This is a genomic window from Streptomyces avidinii (assembly GCF_045161815.1).
GTDB lineage: Bacteria > Actinomycetota > Actinomycetes > Streptomycetales > Streptomycetaceae > Streptomyces > Streptomyces avidinii.
The window spans coordinates 5713209-5728110 of sequence record NZ_CP108863.1 but is presented as its reverse complement, the minus strand read 5'-3'; the positions used below and the strand labels follow the sequence as shown (position 1 = coordinate 5728110).

The 14902-nt window shown below is 66.4% G+C and carries 14 protein-coding genes; 2 read left to right on the top strand and 12 right to left on the bottom strand.

Annotated features, from left to right (window positions below):
• Positions 1 to 413: 413 nt before the first annotated feature.
• From OG373_RS25660 to OG373_RS25625, 8 genes are all read right to left on the bottom strand, one after another.
• Positions 414 to 1118 (bottom strand): SprT family zinc-dependent metalloprotease, encoded by a 705-nt coding sequence (locus tag OG373_RS25660; RefSeq protein WP_405440596.1) that lies wholly within the window; start codon positions 1116 to 1118, stop codon positions 414 to 416.
• On the bottom strand, positions 1115 to 4414 hold the full coding sequence (locus OG373_RS25655; RefSeq protein ID WP_405440595.1) for a type I restriction endonuclease subunit R: 3300 nt from the start codon (positions 4412 to 4414) through the stop codon (positions 1115 to 1117). Before OG373_RS25655 ends, OG373_RS25660 begins: the two co-directional genes overlap by 4 nt.
• Entirely contained in the window at positions 4411 to 5604 is a 1194-nt protein-coding gene (locus tag OG373_RS25650; protein WP_405440593.1) for a restriction endonuclease subunit S, read from the bottom strand. The genes OG373_RS25655 and OG373_RS25650 overlap by 4 nt, the downstream gene beginning before the upstream one ends.
• Positions 5597 to 7999: an N-6 DNA methylase gene (locus OG373_RS25645; RefSeq protein WP_405440592.1), complete on the bottom strand. Its 2403-nt coding sequence runs from the start codon at positions 7997 to 7999 to the stop codon at positions 5597 to 5599. The genes OG373_RS25650 and OG373_RS25645 overlap by 8 nt, the downstream gene beginning before the upstream one ends.
• A gap of 700 nt (positions 8000 to 8699) precedes the next feature.
• Positions 8700 to 9005 carry a hypothetical protein gene (locus tag OG373_RS25640; protein WP_405440591.1) on the bottom strand — a complete coding sequence of 102 codons (306 nt, stop codon included), beginning with the start codon at positions 9003 to 9005 and terminating at the stop codon, positions 8700 to 8702.
• On the bottom strand, positions 9002 to 9727 hold the full coding sequence (locus OG373_RS25635; RefSeq protein ID WP_405440590.1) for a GntR family transcriptional regulator: 726 nt from the start codon (positions 9725 to 9727) through the stop codon (positions 9002 to 9004). The genes OG373_RS25640 and OG373_RS25635 overlap by 4 nt, the downstream gene beginning before the upstream one ends.
• Positions 9724 to 9948, bottom strand: coding sequence for a hypothetical protein (locus OG373_RS25630; RefSeq protein ID WP_405440589.1), 225 nt, complete (start codon positions 9946 to 9948; stop codon positions 9724 to 9726). The genes OG373_RS25635 and OG373_RS25630 overlap by 4 nt, the downstream gene beginning before the upstream one ends.
• A gap of 251 nt (positions 9949 to 10199) precedes the next feature.
• The gene (locus OG373_RS25625; protein ID WP_405440588.1) at positions 10200 to 10478 is read right to left on the bottom strand and encodes a hypothetical protein; all 279 of its coding nucleotides are present in this window, start codon (positions 10476 to 10478) and stop codon (positions 10200 to 10202) included.
• Between the two features lie 78 nt (positions 10479 to 10556).
• Here OG373_RS25625 and OG373_RS25620 point away from each other — a divergent pair, with 78 nt between their 5' ends.
• Positions 10557 to 11312 (top strand): GntR family transcriptional regulator, encoded by a 756-nt coding sequence (locus OG373_RS25620; RefSeq protein WP_405440587.1) that lies wholly within the window; start codon positions 10557 to 10559, stop codon positions 11310 to 11312.
• Positions 11313 to 11451: 139 nt separating this feature from the next.
• Positions 11452 to 11820 carry a hypothetical protein gene (locus OG373_RS25615; RefSeq protein WP_405440585.1) on the top strand — a complete coding sequence of 123 codons (369 nt, stop codon included), beginning with the start codon at positions 11452 to 11454 and terminating at the stop codon, positions 11818 to 11820.
• Between the two features lie 249 nt (positions 11821 to 12069).
• Here the strand turns inward: OG373_RS25615 and OG373_RS25610 are convergent, their stop codons facing one another.
• From OG373_RS25610 to OG373_RS25595, 4 genes are all read right to left on the bottom strand, one after another.
• Positions 12070 to 12381, bottom strand: a complete 312-nt coding sequence (locus tag OG373_RS25610; RefSeq protein ID WP_405440584.1) for a hypothetical protein — start codon at positions 12379 to 12381, stop codon at positions 12070 to 12072.
• 288 nt (positions 12382 to 12669) lie between these two features.
• Positions 12670 to 12864 carry a membrane protein gene (locus OG373_RS25605; protein ID WP_030008564.1) on the bottom strand — a complete coding sequence of 65 codons (195 nt, stop codon included), beginning with the start codon at positions 12862 to 12864 and terminating at the stop codon, positions 12670 to 12672.
• A 176-nt stretch (positions 12865 to 13040) separates the two neighbouring features.
• The gene (locus OG373_RS25600; protein ID WP_397728911.1) at positions 13041 to 13496 is read right to left on the bottom strand and encodes an HD domain-containing protein; all 456 of its coding nucleotides are present in this window, start codon (positions 13494 to 13496) and stop codon (positions 13041 to 13043) included.
• Entirely contained in the window at positions 13493 to 14881 is a 1389-nt protein-coding gene (locus OG373_RS25595) for a pyridoxal phosphate-dependent decarboxylase family protein (protein WP_405440583.1), read from the bottom strand. The genes OG373_RS25600 and OG373_RS25595 overlap by 4 nt, the downstream gene beginning before the upstream one ends.
• Between the last annotated feature and the right edge of the window lie 21 nt (positions 14882 to 14902).

The window sequence follows — 14902 nt, the reverse complement described above, 5'->3', positions numbered from 1 at the left end:
CCCGCGCGCGGCCCGGCCCCCTGCCGGGCCTGCGCTCCTGTCTCCGCCCCGCTCCAGCCCGGCCGGCGCCCGTACCGCGCTCAGAGCAATCAGCCACCTGAAGCGAGAGAAGGGGTACGTCGTGGCTGGGGGGTCGGTTCCACGGCTTTAGGCAGCCACTTTGGCGCGAGCCTCGAAGATCATGGCCCCAACGTCGTGCTTTACCGGGCAGGTCCACAGACTGCCCGACGCGCCGGAAGCTTACGGGGCCATGATCACTCGCGCCAAAGCAGCTCCAGCCCAAAGCCGCTCCACCGACCTCAAGCGTTGATCTACGGCAGGGACGCAAGCCGTACAGAGCGACGACAGCAACGAGCTTGCGGTTGACGAAGGGGCACGCCAGATCGTCTGACCAGAGTGCGAAGGTCACTCAGTCACGACATTCCCCCAAACCAGAGGCAAGCACCGCGCCTCGCCAGTTCCTGCTTGCGCTCGTCGTAGTCTGGCATGATGCGGGCGAGTAGCTGCCAGAACGCGGGGCCGTGGTGAGGCTCGCGCAGATGCGCGAGTTCGTGCGCCAACACGTAATCAACGAGTGGTGGGGACAGCTGGAGCGTCGCCCAATGGATGCGCACCCGCCGTCCGGCCGTCGCACTTCCCCACTTGTGGCCGAGGTCTGCCACCTCGATGGGCCCCGCATCGACTCGTAGTCGCTCTACCCATGCCCGAGAGCGGGGTCCTAGCCAGGCCTCGCCGCAGCGCTGGTACCAGGCGATCAGGCTTGCCTCTCCCACACCGAGTAGCTGTCGCGGCAGGACGAGTCGGCCGCGCTCCAGGCGGACAGCGCCGTCCACGTCGTCGATCTTCAGTCGATGGCTGCGGCCCAGGTACAGGAAGCCCTCACCGTCGACGAGCTCCCTGGTGATGGGATCGTGCTGCAGGACTTCCTTCTCCGCTAGCTTGCGGTAGACCCACTCGCGTTTCGATGCCAGGAATTGCTGCAGCTCCTCGGTCGCCACGTCATCGGCGGCCCTCAGACGCAGCGATCCGTCGACCTCGATGGTGAGCCGAGCTTTACGGCTGCTGCCGCCGATCTCGACCGGTACGCGCACATCGTCAAGCTGGAGGACAGTGGTCATGAGCGCCCCCGGATACGGATCTGCTCCCTGATCAAAGACTGATTGGAGCGCGCCAGCTCCATGAGGCGGTCAGCAACGGCCGCCTGCTCGGAGAACGGAAACAGGTCACGATCGTCCAGCTGGTGGACGATGTCCTTACGCAGCTCGTCCTGGGCGTGCGGGTTTTGCCAGAATCGCACGATGCTGGCGTGCCGCAGCACCTCACCGACAATGTCTTCAGCCAGGTGCTGGATGTCCGCCCGCACCTCGTCTGGCAAGGTGGCACTGGTGGCGGACTCGCTCTCCAGAAGGCCGTAGAAGCGGGCAACGAGCGGGTCTTCGTGGACGCGCCACGAGCTGGACTCGTCCGCTATGTCGCCGAGCAGCGCCTCGAGCGCGAGGCTGAGCTGGTCCCATTTGCCGGTAAGCGACTTCAGTATCTCATCGAGGCGCTCGGAGAGCTTGGTGTAGCGCGCGGGATCCTCGTCGAAGTTCGTCCGGATGTGGAACCGCAGGGCATGCTCCATCTCCGAGGCCTTCGCCTTGTCGGAGCTAAGGCCCTTAACCTTCGCGAGGAAGTCCGGGTCGGTGACCGAGACGGGCGCGATCTTCGTCACGATGTCGAGCGCCGTGACGTGCTCGTCGATCAGGGCACGCACCTTCTCGCCGTACAGCGAGGCGTTGAAGTCTCCGAGGCCGTCGTCCCGGTAGCGTCGCCGGGCAACCTTTTGGATCAGGCCAAGCCGCTTGGCGTCAGCCACGAAGGGCAACGCCTCGGGACGGGGAAGGACGGTGTCAAGCGTGGTAAGGAACTGCTTCAGCAGCACGCCGAAGCGGGCCCTGAGAGCGTCATCTGAGAGCAGATCGACGCAGGCCTCGATGTCCTCATCCAGATCGAACGTCTCGACACCCGCCTGGGCGAAGAGCGCCACCACACGGGCGTGCCGGTCGCGTAGCTTCGGCACCTCGTCCGCAATCGAGGCCAGCGCCCCGATAGCATCCTCGGCGTCCTCGGGCGCGTAGGCTTGGAGCGCCTTTTGCAAATGGGCGCCAACGCCGAAGTAGTCGACCAGCAGGCCAGCGGCCTTACCCGGGCTGGTCCGGTTGACACGGGCAATGGCCTGGAGCAGTTCGGCGTCCTGGATAAAGCGGTCGAGGTAGAGCGCCTGCTCGACTGGGGCATCGAAGCCGGTCAGCAGCATGGTGCGTACCAACAGGAACGCGACGGGACTCGTCCGATCACCCGGGAGGCCCAGCGGCTTCTTGAACTCCGCGATAACCGCGTCCTGGCGAGCCTTGTCGGTCCACTGCAGCCACGTCGGGACATCGTTGTTGCCGCCCGAGATGACCGGGACGAAGTCCAGAATCCGGATGAGTTCAAGGTGCGGCAGGGCGCGGACCAAGACCTGCTTGCGCCGATCGAGCCCGTCGATGTCCAGGGTGCCGTCCTCGGCCCCGCGCACGAGCTGCTCCGGCAAACGCTCGATCTGCGCGACGAGGTCGTCCCGCGCGCTAAGGAGCGCCTCGCGGTACCGCACTGTCGCCAGGCGGCTGGTAGCCGACAGCTGCGCCTTAAAGCCGCCGGGAAGCACTGTCGACACGAAGTGCCAGAGGATCGACTTCGCCTTAGCAGCGATGAGTTTCGGGGCTTCCAGCACGGCGCCGGTCGTGGCGTAGCGCGCCTTGAGTTTCTCGATCTCCTCGTCGGTGTGCTCGGCGAACATGTCCTCGAACAGTTCGTCCAGGTCACTGCCACCGACAACCGCCCCCTTGGCGGTGCGTCCCTCGTAGAAGATGGGGACGACGGCGCCGTCGTGCTCGGCCTGGCGAATCGTGTACTTGTCGATGAACAACCCGAAGATGGCGTCGGTGCGCTTCTTCCCTTCCCGCATGATCGGGGTGCCGGTGAAGCCGATCTTGGCTGCGTTCGGCAGCGCCGCCATGAGGTTGGCGTGCAGCGTCGAGGTCTGGGAGCGGTGCGCCTCGTCGACGAGGATCACGACGGTCTCTTCGGTATTGAGGACCCCGAGTGCCTCGTTCTTCTCGTCCGCGGCCATGCGGCTCTCACCGGCGCCGGCGGCATCAGTGTCCCGGTACTTCTGGATCATGGCGAAGACCAGCGCAGGGCCCTTCTCCGCCAGGATGGTCCGCAGCTGCGCCGTGCGCCGTGCCCGGACGACGCCCTCACCGGAGAGCTTGGCGGTCTCGGAAAGCTGCTTTTCGAGGTCGGTCCGGTCAGTGATGACCACGACCTTAAAGGCGCGCAGCACTGGATCCGAGCGCATAGCCCGTACCAAGAACACCATGGTCAGAGATTTACCCGATCCCTGGGTGTGCCAGATCAGACCGCCACGGCGGTCGCTCTCGCCGTCCTGGGCTCGTGTCTTGCCGGTTCGGAGGCGCGTGAGCGCCCGGCCGACGGCGCGGTACTGCTGGTAACGGGCGACGATTTTAATCCGCCGGCCATTGGCCTCCGTAAAAAGAGTGAAGTGCCGGACGAGGTCGAGGAGGTTGGACGGCGCCAGCATCCCGGCAGTGAGCAGCTCTTGACCCGTCAGCTTCGCCGCGGGCTTGCCGAGTCGACTCGCCAGCTCGTCACGGGTGAGCGGGAAAGCGTCCTTCCACTCCAGGAAGTGCTCCAGTCCCGCGGTGAAGGTCGCAACGCGTGCGCTGTCGCCGTAGGTCGAGACCACGAACTGGTTCGTCCAGAACAACTGCTCGTTGCCCTCGGGGAGGCCGAGGTGACGCTGGTTGGCGTAGCGACGTAGCTGGGTGATGCCCTCGGCCATGGGGTCAGTGATGTACGGGCTCTTACACTCGATGACCACCAGCGGGATGCCGTTGACGAACAGCACGACGTCGGGAGCAACGAACTTCTTGGCCTGGCCGCCGGGCTCATCCACCCGAAACTGGCTGATCGCCATGAAGTCGTTATTCGAGGGGTTTTCGAAGTCGATGAATCGGACGCGCTGGGAGCGTCCCTGATCCCAGTCCGGTAGACCCGCAACGGACACGCCCTCAAGGAGGCGCTCGGTCATCCGCTCGTTGAGCTCGATGAGCTTGCCCACCTCGGAGCGCGTGAGCGACGAGACCGCCTCGGCCAGGCGTGCGTCGTCGAGCCAGGGCAAACCGCCCGGCCCCGGGTTGATCTTGAGTAGCGCGGCGCGGAGCTTACCTTCAAGGATCGAGCCGCGAAACGAATCGCGCTCGGTGACTGACGGGTCTGACTTAGACCCCTCGATAACCTGCCAGCCGAGACCGGACAGCTGGTCAAGCAGCGGCTTCTCGACCTCGGTGTACTCGGGGCCTTTACTCATGAGGCAGCCTCAGCAGGGATGCGCACGCGCCCGGTGACGAGATCCTCCCTAAGCCCAGACCTCATGGTCAGGAGCTTTGCGAGACATTGCCGCTCAGACAAAACCTGTCGCTCGATGGATCGGTAGACCTTGATCACGTGTTCCTGACGCGCTAGTGACGGCACCGGAAAGCTGAAACGCTTTAGGACGTGGATCGAGACCTCGGCCCGCGTCGTACCCACAACTGCGAGATCGAGGCGTCGCTGGGCCTCACGACTCAGGAAGTACAAGCGCGCAAATTCAGGTAGCACCTGATTGCCGAAGCGGAGCCTGGCAAGCTCTCGACTAACGTTTCCAACGAAGTGCGTCGGTGCGACACCGACGCGGCCGATCGTGCCCTTGATTGATAGGAGGACATCACCTGAAATAACCCGACTACGACGGTACCGCGCATCGATTGCCGGGTGGGTGCGGTGCAAGTCAGTCTCAAAGTCTCCGCTGATGTCCCGGATCGAGAGCACCGGAACGCCGCCCGCCACGAATTCACCCGACTGCACGATTCCATAGCAAATATCTGCCACGCAGAGTTCCGACAAAGGCTTGATCTGCGCGTCTGAAATATTCGATACAAGGCCGTCGAGTAGGCCGTCCGCCTGCTGCTGACGCTTACTCAATAGCGCACGAGCAACGCCAATCTGAGCATCCACTGCATCCAGCATCTCTACGATACGCCGCTGCACAGGCAAGGACGGTAGCTTAACTCGGAAATCACCCAAGGCGGGCAGATTGATGTTCTGTAGCCCTGTACTCCCACGCATGGCCACTCTCAAATGCGACCGGATTTCGTCGGAGTGGAGCAATCTGAGCAGGTATCGACCGAGCACCTGGCGCGAATCGCATTTAATGCCCACGAGAAAGGAGGCAAACAGGAAGTCGCTCTCATCTTCAATGATGACCGCGTTTCCGATTCTATCGGGATTGCCGTTCGAGCCAACAGCTAGAATCCATCCTTTGGATGCAGCCGTACGTTCCCGCACGCTATCGGCAATACCCGACAAATATACTAGGTCGTTCGTTGTCAGATTTTCCTGGACGTTTGGAATCCTCAGCACGGGAACTCTTCCCGGCCCAGGCTCACGGTGCTCCTGATCGGCAGACCAGCTCACGCCTCGCTGGAATTGGACAACATCACCAATCCGGACGTTATGCATAACCAAGCTCCTTCAGGAACCCAGCGAGCGTGGTGGCGGCGGCGTCACGCTCGGCTTCGAGCGTGGAGAGCGGCGTGCGGTACTTGGCCCACCAGATCTCGAATGCCGAGATCACCGCCCGACGATGCCGGGTAATGCGGTCTAGGGCTTCCGCTACGAGATCCCGCTCCATGGCGTCGAGCACAACCCGGCGGGCGATGGCGTCATCGAGAGCGGCACCGGCGGCCTCGAGGCGGTCGGCAAAGGTGCCCTTCTCCGACTTCAGCTGCTTCTTGGTGGCCGTAAGCTTCGTCCTCAGTTTCTTGACTTCAGCCGGCGAGAGGGCGTCTTCACTAGGCTCGGCGTCCTCCTCATCGTCGGAGGCAGTGCCCGCCTTGATAGTGCTGTCCAGCTCAGCAACCTCGGCTTCGAGGGCGGCCAGGCGGTCGAGGTACTCGGGCAGCAGCGCCCTCGCCACCTTGTGGTCGAGCGGGGTGACCTTGGCCTTCTCTTCGGCCAGGGCATCGAGCACCGTGGCAACCCACGCCTCAATAAGGCCGCGGTAGCCGTGGGTCGCGAGCGCCTTGAGGTCTGGCAGGCTCTCGCCCCACCACGACGCCACGATGCCGCGAATCGCGAACGGATCCAGTAGCGGCGTGGAGGCCAGCGCGTCTCGGAACGTCTCGATCAGGTCCTTGCGCAGATCGACGAGGTCGCCAGGCGACTCCAGCTTGTCGAAGCGCGCTTCCTGTGCGTCCCACCAAACCCCGATGGCGTCGAGGACGGCGCTCTCCGTGGCGACCACGCCGGCGTCGGCCTCGATCAGACGCGGGAGGTCGCGCCGCTCACTTACGACGTCGGCAAACTGCAAGTAGTCATCGCTCTTCGGGGCCAAGAGGTGCTCTGGCTTCAGGCCATGGGCGGCGAACAAGTCAGCCTTGGCGTTGACCTCGGTCTTCGGGATGCCGCCGTGCAGATGCGCCCGCACGTCCTGCGGCTCAGGAGACGGCGTGGTGTCGACGTAGCGGCGGATATTGAGGTTGTCGTCGTTCTCAGCTAGCTCGCCGCGGGAGACGACGTGCGCGAAGCCGGGGACATCTTCGAACGTGCGATAGGCCGAGACAATCTTCTCGATGTGCTCGGGCTCCAGATAATTCTGCGCCCGGCCTTCTCGGTAATCCCGATCCGCGTTGATAAACAGCACCCTGCCCTCGCGGTCCTTCGGCTTCGAGCCGAACGGCCGCAGCACAAGGATGCAGGCAGGGATGCCCGTGCCGTAGAAGAGTTGCGGTCCGAGACCGATCACGGCCTCGATGACGTCGTCGTTCAGGAAGCCGCTGCGAATCCTCCCCTCGTCACCACCACGGAACAGCACGCCATGTGGCATGACCGTCGTGACGAGCCCACCAGACCGTGTGACCGCCAGCATGTGCTGGACGAACATCAGGTCAGCCTTCTTACCCTTCTCGGGGGTGTAGCCGTAGCGGAAGCGCTCGGGGAACGGGATGGCATCGGCGCTGTAATTCATCGAGAATGGTGGGTTGGTGACCACGCGGTCGAAGCGCTGCAGCTCACCGCCAGTGATGTGTGCCGGGTCCTCCAGGGTGCCGTCATCGTTGTTGCGAAGGTCCGCATCGGGGATGCCATGCAGCAGCATGTTCATCTTAGAGATGGCCCAGACACTCCCGTCCTTCTCCTGGCCGGCGAGTGCCAGGTTTCGGCCGTCACCACCAGATTCCTCGACGTACTCCTTGGAGAGGATCAGCATGCCGCCCGAGCCAGTGCACGGGTCGTAGACGCTCATTCCGGGACGCGGGTCGGCGATCTGCACCATGAGGCGGACGACGTCACGCGGGGTGTAAAATTCCCCGCCCTTCTTACCGGCCGAATCGGCGAAGTCCCGGATCAGATACTCGTAAGCGGCGCCGAGGAGGTCGGGGAACTCAAAGTCCTGCTGCCGAAGCGGCACCTTGTTGAAGTGCATGATCAGCTCACGCAGCTTCTTGTCGGACATCGACGACTGACCGATCTTGCGGTTGAAGTCGATGTGCTGCAGCACCCCGTCCAGGGACCGGTTGCTGTGCTCCAGCTCCTCCAGAGCCTTGTTCAGGCCACTGCCGACCGACTTATGGAGGTGATCGCGGATTTGGTCCCAGCGGGCCCGCTGCGGAACGTAGAACGTCCGATAGAACGAAGGCGACTCGGCCCGCTGCTCGGCCTCGGCCTGAGAGCGTCCCCGTGCCCGCTGCTCCGAGATGACCTGCCGCCGCTCGGCCTCGAACTGGTCGGAGGCATATTTCAGGAACAGCATCCCGAAGATGTACTCCTTGTAGGCCGAGGCCTCCATGGAGCCGCGCAACACATCGGCAGCGGCGAACAGGTGCCGCTCCAGCTGCGGCAAAGTCAAGCGTGGCATCCGGCAGCTCGTCCTTCCTAGCGTGCGTCAGCCCTCGCCCTGGAGACCGAGTCGGTCCAGGGGAGCTACATCCTGCAACCTTAGCTGTGAGGGCGATAGAACACTGCCGCTTCCCTGGGCCCACGGCTGCTCGGCGCCGACACGCTCGCGCTCCGCGAGGTGCTGTCCGGAGCGACCGCCACGGACAGGCTGGTCTGCGAAGAACTGCCCCGAGCCCTCGGGTTTCGAGGGGGCACTCTGAGAACCGAGAAGGACCCCGAGGCGGCGGAGGCTTACGTCGCGCGCCTCACCGCCGCGCTCAACGAGCTCACCAGCGGAAGCCTGCGGGGTTACGTGCTCGAAACACTGGCGAAGCAGTGCCGGGACCCCGCGTCCAGCAGAGCAATGACTCGATCGTCCTGATCAACGGCATGGCTTTGACCCAGCAACTCAGGAGCATGGCCCGAGACGACCACGGCGGAGACCTCGAAGCCTGCCTCGAGCACATGGAGCCGTGGACCATCCGTGGACGGCCTATACCTCCCAGACCATGCGCAGGCCACTGAACAGGCCTAACGCATGAGACGCATAGGGCCTCCGGAGCCGTTTGCCAGTCGCAATCACGCGTGCACATTGAAGCCCCCAGAGATCGACTGGGGGCTTCAGTCTCGTTGGGCGTCAAACCCAAGGCCGCTGGTTGGCGAAGAGCTTCAGTGCGTTCCTATCGGGTGGAGGGGGCTGGTGTCGCTAGACGGTGGCCGCGGCTGGTTGCTACTCGCACCGCGTCCCTCAGGGCTCCGGTCAGGTCCGATACAAGAAGGCGGAGTTCGTGCGTGTCCGCGTGCTCATCCGAGAGGACAGCAAGGGCATGGTCCAGGAGTTCCGAGCCCAAGCCGAGTTGCATCGCCTCGGTGTTGTCAGCGAGACGGGACAGGTAGCCGGCGTTGTCGTCGGCACTCAAGAAGCAGGGCTTGCCGTCGGGGCCCGACCAGGGCAAGAGCCGCAGCTCGTCGTGGCGTGTCGTCATTCCGCCCTCCTGGCTTCGGCTGTGTGGGGCGCGGTGAAGACTGCGTCGGCTCGGTCTCCGGGGAGGGCCAGGAGAGCCACCTCGACCACGCGGCCGGCGGTGTCGGTTGCCACGCGGGTGATCGAGAGGACGGCCAGGGTTGAGCCGATGCGAAGGGTCGTCGCTTCGTCTGGAGTGGGGAGGCGGGTGCTCACCGTCTCCTGAATCACGGCCAGCGGTGGGCGCAGGTTTGGCAGTCGTGCGGCTAGCAGGCCTTCCGGGACGTCGGTCGGCGCCAGGTCTCGCGGTATGTAGATACGAGCCAGGCTGTGCGGTGTCTTCCCCTCGTGGGTGAGGCACAGGAATTCCGTCAGGGGACTTCGGGGCGAGACCCGGAGGAGGGCGGTCAGGTGACCGTGCGCTCCCAGGTTGGTGGTGCGGATTGTGGTGTGGAGCTCCCCCTCGACCGAGGTCAGTGCGCACGGCGTGGATCCGCCGCCGACGTACCTGGCCCTGCGAAGCGGTTGGCGGATGAAGTTGCCGGTGCCGTGGATCTTCTCTACGAGGCCTTCGGCCTGGAGGAGAGCGAGGGCGTTCCGCAGGGTGGGCGTGCTGACCGCGTAGCGGGCGGCTAGTTGGGCTTCCGAGGGAAGACGTTCACCGGCCCTCAAGTGGCCCTTCGAGATCTGGTTCCGGAGGTCGTCCGCGATGGCGTGGCGTCGGGACGGTGCGGGTTGTGTCACCAGGTCCTCCGCATCCGGAGGGCGATGAAGCGGGTTCGGGCGTGCATCGTCAGAAGCTCGCCCGACTCGAAGCAGAGCCGTTTGGCGCTGGCGGGGAGTTGGATCAGGTCGATGACACGGCACGGTTGCCCGCCGATCTGGATGACGTCGCCGCGCTGGACGGTGGCCGAGGTGATCTCGACGTTCGTGGCGACGGCGCCGCTGGGCGTCCATCCCTTCACGGGGTCACCCGCCGCAGCTGGGATCCGTTGTCCGTGTCGTGGCAGAGGCAGTCGCAGGCCTCGTAGATCACAGGTACACCGATCGGTGCCGTGGCCGGGGACGACTGCGCGCACTCGCGGTGAGTGCCGATCGCGCATGAGCTCGACCGGTAGGGGGTGGCGTCCGCACCGAGTGGTAATGCTGGCCGGAGAAGGTGCCCACTGGTGCGGGCGGTGGTGGGGATCGTACGGTTCGACATGCTGATCAGCTCCTATTGCTGATGGCCAGGTCCCCGGACGTCGCCCGTCGCGGGGACCGCTCTGCGTACAGCGGCCCAGAGAGTGCGGCCGGTCAGGCTGCTGGCGAGGAGACCGAATCGGTCAGCCTCCGCAACTACTTCCAGGACCTCCCGCCACGAGTCGGCGGGCAGCGATTCCGGTACCTCCGATTCGATCGACGTGTAGCGGGTGTGCTCTTCCACTCGCGTGGTCAGCCCCAGGGCGGACAGTCGGGCGGCGATGTCCTCGGCCCTGGCTTTCGAAGCGGGCACAGAGGGCCTCCGTCGCCGATTGAACACGTTGAGTGAAGCTAGTTAACTAGATTAGAGCTAGTGGACTAGATTTTCTACATGCCTGAGCAGCCGCCTTATCTCCGCATCGCCGACGTCCTGCGGCAGCGGATCGCGGAGCACGACTGGAACGCGGGTGACCGGCTCCCTTCGCGAGCGCAGATCGCCGAGGAGTGCGGGGTTGGCGAGAACGTCGTCCGCCGGGCACAGGAGCTCCTGATCTCCCAGGGCGTGTTGGAAGGTCGCGCGGGTTCGGGCACGTACGTCGCGGAGCCCCGGCAGCGCGTGCGGGTCGTTCGGTCGTCGGCTCGTGAGCAACCGGGCGGTTCACCGTTCCGCGCGGACATGCAGGCCTTGGGTCGGCAGGGGAACTGGGAGAGTCGGACCGAGGCGAAGATTCCCGCGCCGGTCGAGATCGCCGCGCGTCTCGGTATCGCCGTTGGTGAGCTGTGCGTGCGCACGGTGTACGAGTTCCTCGCCGATGGCCGGCCGGTGCAGCTGTCAACGAGTTGGGAGCCGTACGGGCTCACCGCCGGCACGCTCGTGGTCCTGCCCGAGGGTGGGCCGCATGCCGGTGCTGGCGTCGTGAACCGGATGGCCGCCATTGGGATCACGGTCAGCCACGCCGTGGAGCAGCCGGAGCCGCGGCGAGCGACCGCCGAGGAGGCGTCACTCCTCGGGATCCAGAAAGCGGCCCTGGTGACGCACATCCGGCGGACGTACTACAGCGACCAGGGGCAGCCCGTGGAGACTGCGGACATCGTCGTCCCCGCCGCACTGTGCGAGATCGTCTACGAGATCCCTGTCGGTCGCTAGAGCGGCGGGCGGAGGCGCGCCGAGGTTATCCGCTGGAAACGTGGAGCGAACGGCCCGCAAAGCCGAGCTATTGAACTCGATCCGGCGAGGTCGGGTGATTGCCTGACAGGTGAGGCATGGGTCCGGTAGACGTGTGCGCATGAATGACTCCACGTCCGAGGATGGCGAACCCACCTCCCTGGTCGAGAAGACGAAGAATCTGTACGGGAAGCACAGGGGGAAGGTCATCGCCGCCGGCACCGCCTTGGGTGGCATCGCCCTGGCCGTCCTCGTCGTGGTCGCCAGGCAGGCCAAGGAACAGAGCACCACTGAGGACGCCGAGGACACTGAATCGGTCGCCGACCTTGCGGCCGAGGACGAGCGACGGAAGTCCCCCGTCAAGCACCCGGTGGTCGGGCATACGAGGACCCTTGCTGACGGGCGCGTCGTTCCCATTGCGGGTTACGAGCGGGGCGGCTCCTCGGATGACGAGGATGAGCACGAAGGACCCAGCCAAGCCGCAGCCTGAGCGTCTGGGGAAGGGCGCCGCGGCCTCCCCGGCCCGTCGTCACCACCTCCCCAGAGGCCCGTCGGGCCGTGTCCCCCACGTGCCCGAACCGGCGGACCTCTGCGGGGAGCCTCGGGGAATGCCGGGCAGGTGGGCGGGGACGTGCAGGTCAGGGGCTTGGCTGGTGAGGGGCCGGGCGCGTACGCGATCTTCCAAACTAGCTACGCGGGTTCGATTCCCGTCACCCGCTCCAGAGCACAAAGGGCCAGGTCAGAGGATGTTTCCTCGACCTGGCCCTTCGTCGTTCCCGCATGCGCAGTCGTGGTCGGGGCCGATGCCGGCCGTGTGCAGTTCCTGTACGGCGCCGGTGGGGATGCGAGCAACGGCGACGCAGACGCGTTCCGGGGCGGTCGGGGTCCTGGCCGTGATCTCGACTTTCGCCCGGTATTCCGGGGGAGCCGTCACGAGGACGTCGAAGACGTAGGAGTCTCCGTCGATCGCATAGCCGTCGGCCCAGACTTCGACCAGGCCGCCGCCTGTCAGGCGGACGTGCCAGCGGGACGGGGCGTCGAGCAGGTTCACCCCGGCAGATTAGGACAGGGAAACGCCGGCGGAGGTGGCGGGGGTTGCCGGGGCGGCAGCGGGTGTGCGGGCGGTCTGGGCGCAGCATTTGCCGCAGGAGTTCCTGAAGGGCCGGGAAGTGCAACGGAGTTGATGCCGTCCAGGTCACCAAGGAGGCGGTGGATGCGGGGTCGTCGAGGCTCCGGCGGTGTTCTTCGGCTACCCCTGTCGGCCCGCCAGGCCCGACTTCCCCCATATGGTCCTCGACACGCTGGAGCGGCGCCCGGGGGCGTCCGGTCCGCGGCGGGGTCAGAGTTTGATGTTCGCGATCATCGTCGCGAGGGAGTTCAGGAAACGGTTCACGTCGTCCGCGATCGAGCTGGACGCGAGGAAGAAGCCGAAGAGCGCCGCGACGATGGCGGGGCCCGTCTTGATGTGGTTGCCGCGGATCAGCACCACCAGGATGACCGCCAACAGAACCACCACTGACAGCGAAATGGCCACTACTGATCACACCTTCGGTCGTCCCCTGGTCGGCCCGGGGCGCACGGCCAGGCACACCCCCACATGGACCATCCTCCCACCAACGGGCCCCGGCTATACGCCCCGTGACGAATGGCTCTGGTTCCGTTTCCGCCAACCACAAGTGCGACAGGAATATTTCGGGCGCGGGGCACCGGTCACGGGGTGGTGAGGCCGAGGAGGGAACGGATATTCGCATACTTTGCGGACAGCCGTTCGCGCGTGGGGTCGTCCAGCACGGAGAGACGTACGGGGTCCGCGTTGTGCGCGAGGTCGGCCTCCTTGACCAGCAGGGCGCCCGGGGTGGCCAGGATGCGGGCCGCGTACTGTTCGACCGGTTCGCCCGGGCGTTTGGTGACCGCGAGGACCATGTCCTTCACCGTCTGCGGGAGGGCCGCCGCGTCCAGCCAGGTGAGGCTGAGGGCCTCGTCCTCGATGGCGTCGTGCAGCCAGGCCGCCGCCTGCTGTTCGGGGCTGCCGCCGCGCAGCCGGACGCCCTCGGCCACGGCCGCGAGGTGTTCGGCGTACGGCCGGCCGGCCTTGTCCGTCTGGCCCTCGTGCGCGCTGCGGGCGAGTGACTCGACCTCGATGAGGGTCAGGGGGCTGTTCGTCATGCGATCTCCCTTGCCGCTGCGCCGAGTGCCTCCGCTGCCCGGCGTACATCGTCTTCAGTGGTACGCCAGTTGGAGAACGCCGCGCGCAGCGCGGCGGTTCCCCCGTACACGGTCGGAGTGACGAACACCTCGGCGGCCACCGCCTCCCGCAGCGCGGCGACGCGTTCCGGGGTGGGGGCCTCGGCGAGGGTGAAGCAGACGACGTTGAGGCGGACCGGGGCGAGGAGGGTGAGGGCCGGGTCCCCCTCCAGGGCGGTGCCCAGGGCGCGCGCGCAGGCGATGTCGCGCTCGACGATCTCCCGGTGGCCCTGGCGGCCGTACGCGCGGAGCGTGAACCAGGCGGCGAGGGCGCGCAGCCGGTGGGAGTTCTCCGGGGTGAGGTGGACGAGGTCGGGACGGTCGCCGAGCGGGCCGAGGTAGGCGGCGGAGTTCTGGAAGACGCGGGCCTGGAGGTCGCGGCGGCGGGTGAACTGGACGGCGCTGTCGTAGGGGACGTTGAGCCACTTGTGGAGGTCGACGCAGAGGGAGTCGGAGGCGTCGAGGCCGTCGGCGAGGTGCGCGTGCTCCGGGGAGAGGGCGGCGAAGGCGCCGAACGCCGCGTCGGTGTGGAGCCAGAAGTCGTGGCGTTCGCGCAGGGCCGCGATCGCCCGGAGGTCGTCGAAGTCCACGGTGTTGACGGTGCCCGCGTTGGCGACGACCACGGCCGGTCCGGGGGTGTCGGCCAGCGCCCGCTCCAGGGCGGCCGGGTCGACGGCCTCGCGGCCGGGCAGGGTGGGGACCGGGACCAGGGAGGCGCGGCCCAGGCCGAGGACCGAGAGGGCCTTGCCGATCGAGGAGTGCGGGGCGCCGGAGAGCACGCGGACCGGGCCGAGGGCGGCCGCGCCGTCCTCGGCCGGGGAGACGCCGAGGCGTTCGCCGAGCCATTCGCGGGCGATGGCGAGGCCGGTGGTGTTGGACATGGTGGCCCCGGAAACGAAGGTGCCGGAGTGCGCGGCGGAGAGCCCGAAGAGCTCGCGGAGCCAGCCGACGGTCTCGCGTTCGAGGTCCTGGCCGCCGCTGTCGAGCGCGGAGTTGGAGTTCTGGTCGTGGGCGGCGGTGAGCCAGTCCCCGGCGAGGGCGGCGGGGGTGGCGCCTCCCGTGACGAAGCCGAGGTAGCGCGGTCCCGCGGAGGCCGACAGCCGCGGCTCCCAACGGTCGCGGAAGGCGGCGAGGGCGGCTTCCGTGCCGGTCGCGTGCTCCGGGAGGGGTTCGGGGGCGTGCGGCTTGCCGGTGGGCGGTACGACGGGGCGCGCCGCCAGCGTGGCGAGCGCTTCGGCGGCTGCGGCGCGGGTGGCGTCGAGGAGTTCGGGAAGCCGGGCGAGGTCGGCGGCGAGCGTGCGGTCCATGCGGGCACGGTAGGCGCGAGC

Bases quoted from the DNA above. Each gene is read 5' to 3' on its own strand.
- OG373_RS25660 (WP_405440596.1), bottom strand. From the start codon at position 1,118: ATGACCACTGTCCTCCAGCTTGACGATGTGCGCGTACCGGTCGAGATC.
- OG373_RS25640 (WP_405440591.1), bottom strand. From the start codon at position 9,005: ATGACGACACGCCACGACGAGCTGCGGCTCTTGCCCTGGTCGGGCCCC.
- OG373_RS25595 (WP_405440583.1), bottom strand. From the start codon at position 14,881: ATGGACCGCACGCTCGCCGCCGACCTCGCCCGGCTTCCCGAACTCCTC.
- OG373_RS25620 (WP_405440587.1), top strand. From the start codon at position 10,557: ATGCCTGAGCAGCCGCCTTATCTCCGCATCGCCGACGTCCTGCGGCAG.
- OG373_RS25655 (WP_405440595.1), bottom strand. From the start codon at position 4,414: ATGAGTAAAGGCCCCGAGTACACCGAGGTCGAGAAGCCGCTGCTTGAC.
- OG373_RS25615 (WP_405440585.1), top strand. From the start codon at position 11,452: ATGAATGACTCCACGTCCGAGGATGGCGAACCCACCTCCCTGGTCGAG.
- OG373_RS25645 (WP_405440592.1), bottom strand. From the start codon at position 7,999: ATGCCACGCTTGACTTTGCCGCAGCTGGAGCGGCACCTGTTCGCCGCT.
- OG373_RS25600 (WP_397728911.1), bottom strand. From the start codon at position 13,496: ATGACGAACAGCCCCCTGACCCTCATCGAGGTCGAGTCACTCGCCCGC.
- OG373_RS25650 (WP_405440593.1), bottom strand. From the start codon at position 5,604: ATGCATAACGTCCGGATTGGTGATGTTGTCCAATTCCAGCGAGGCGTG.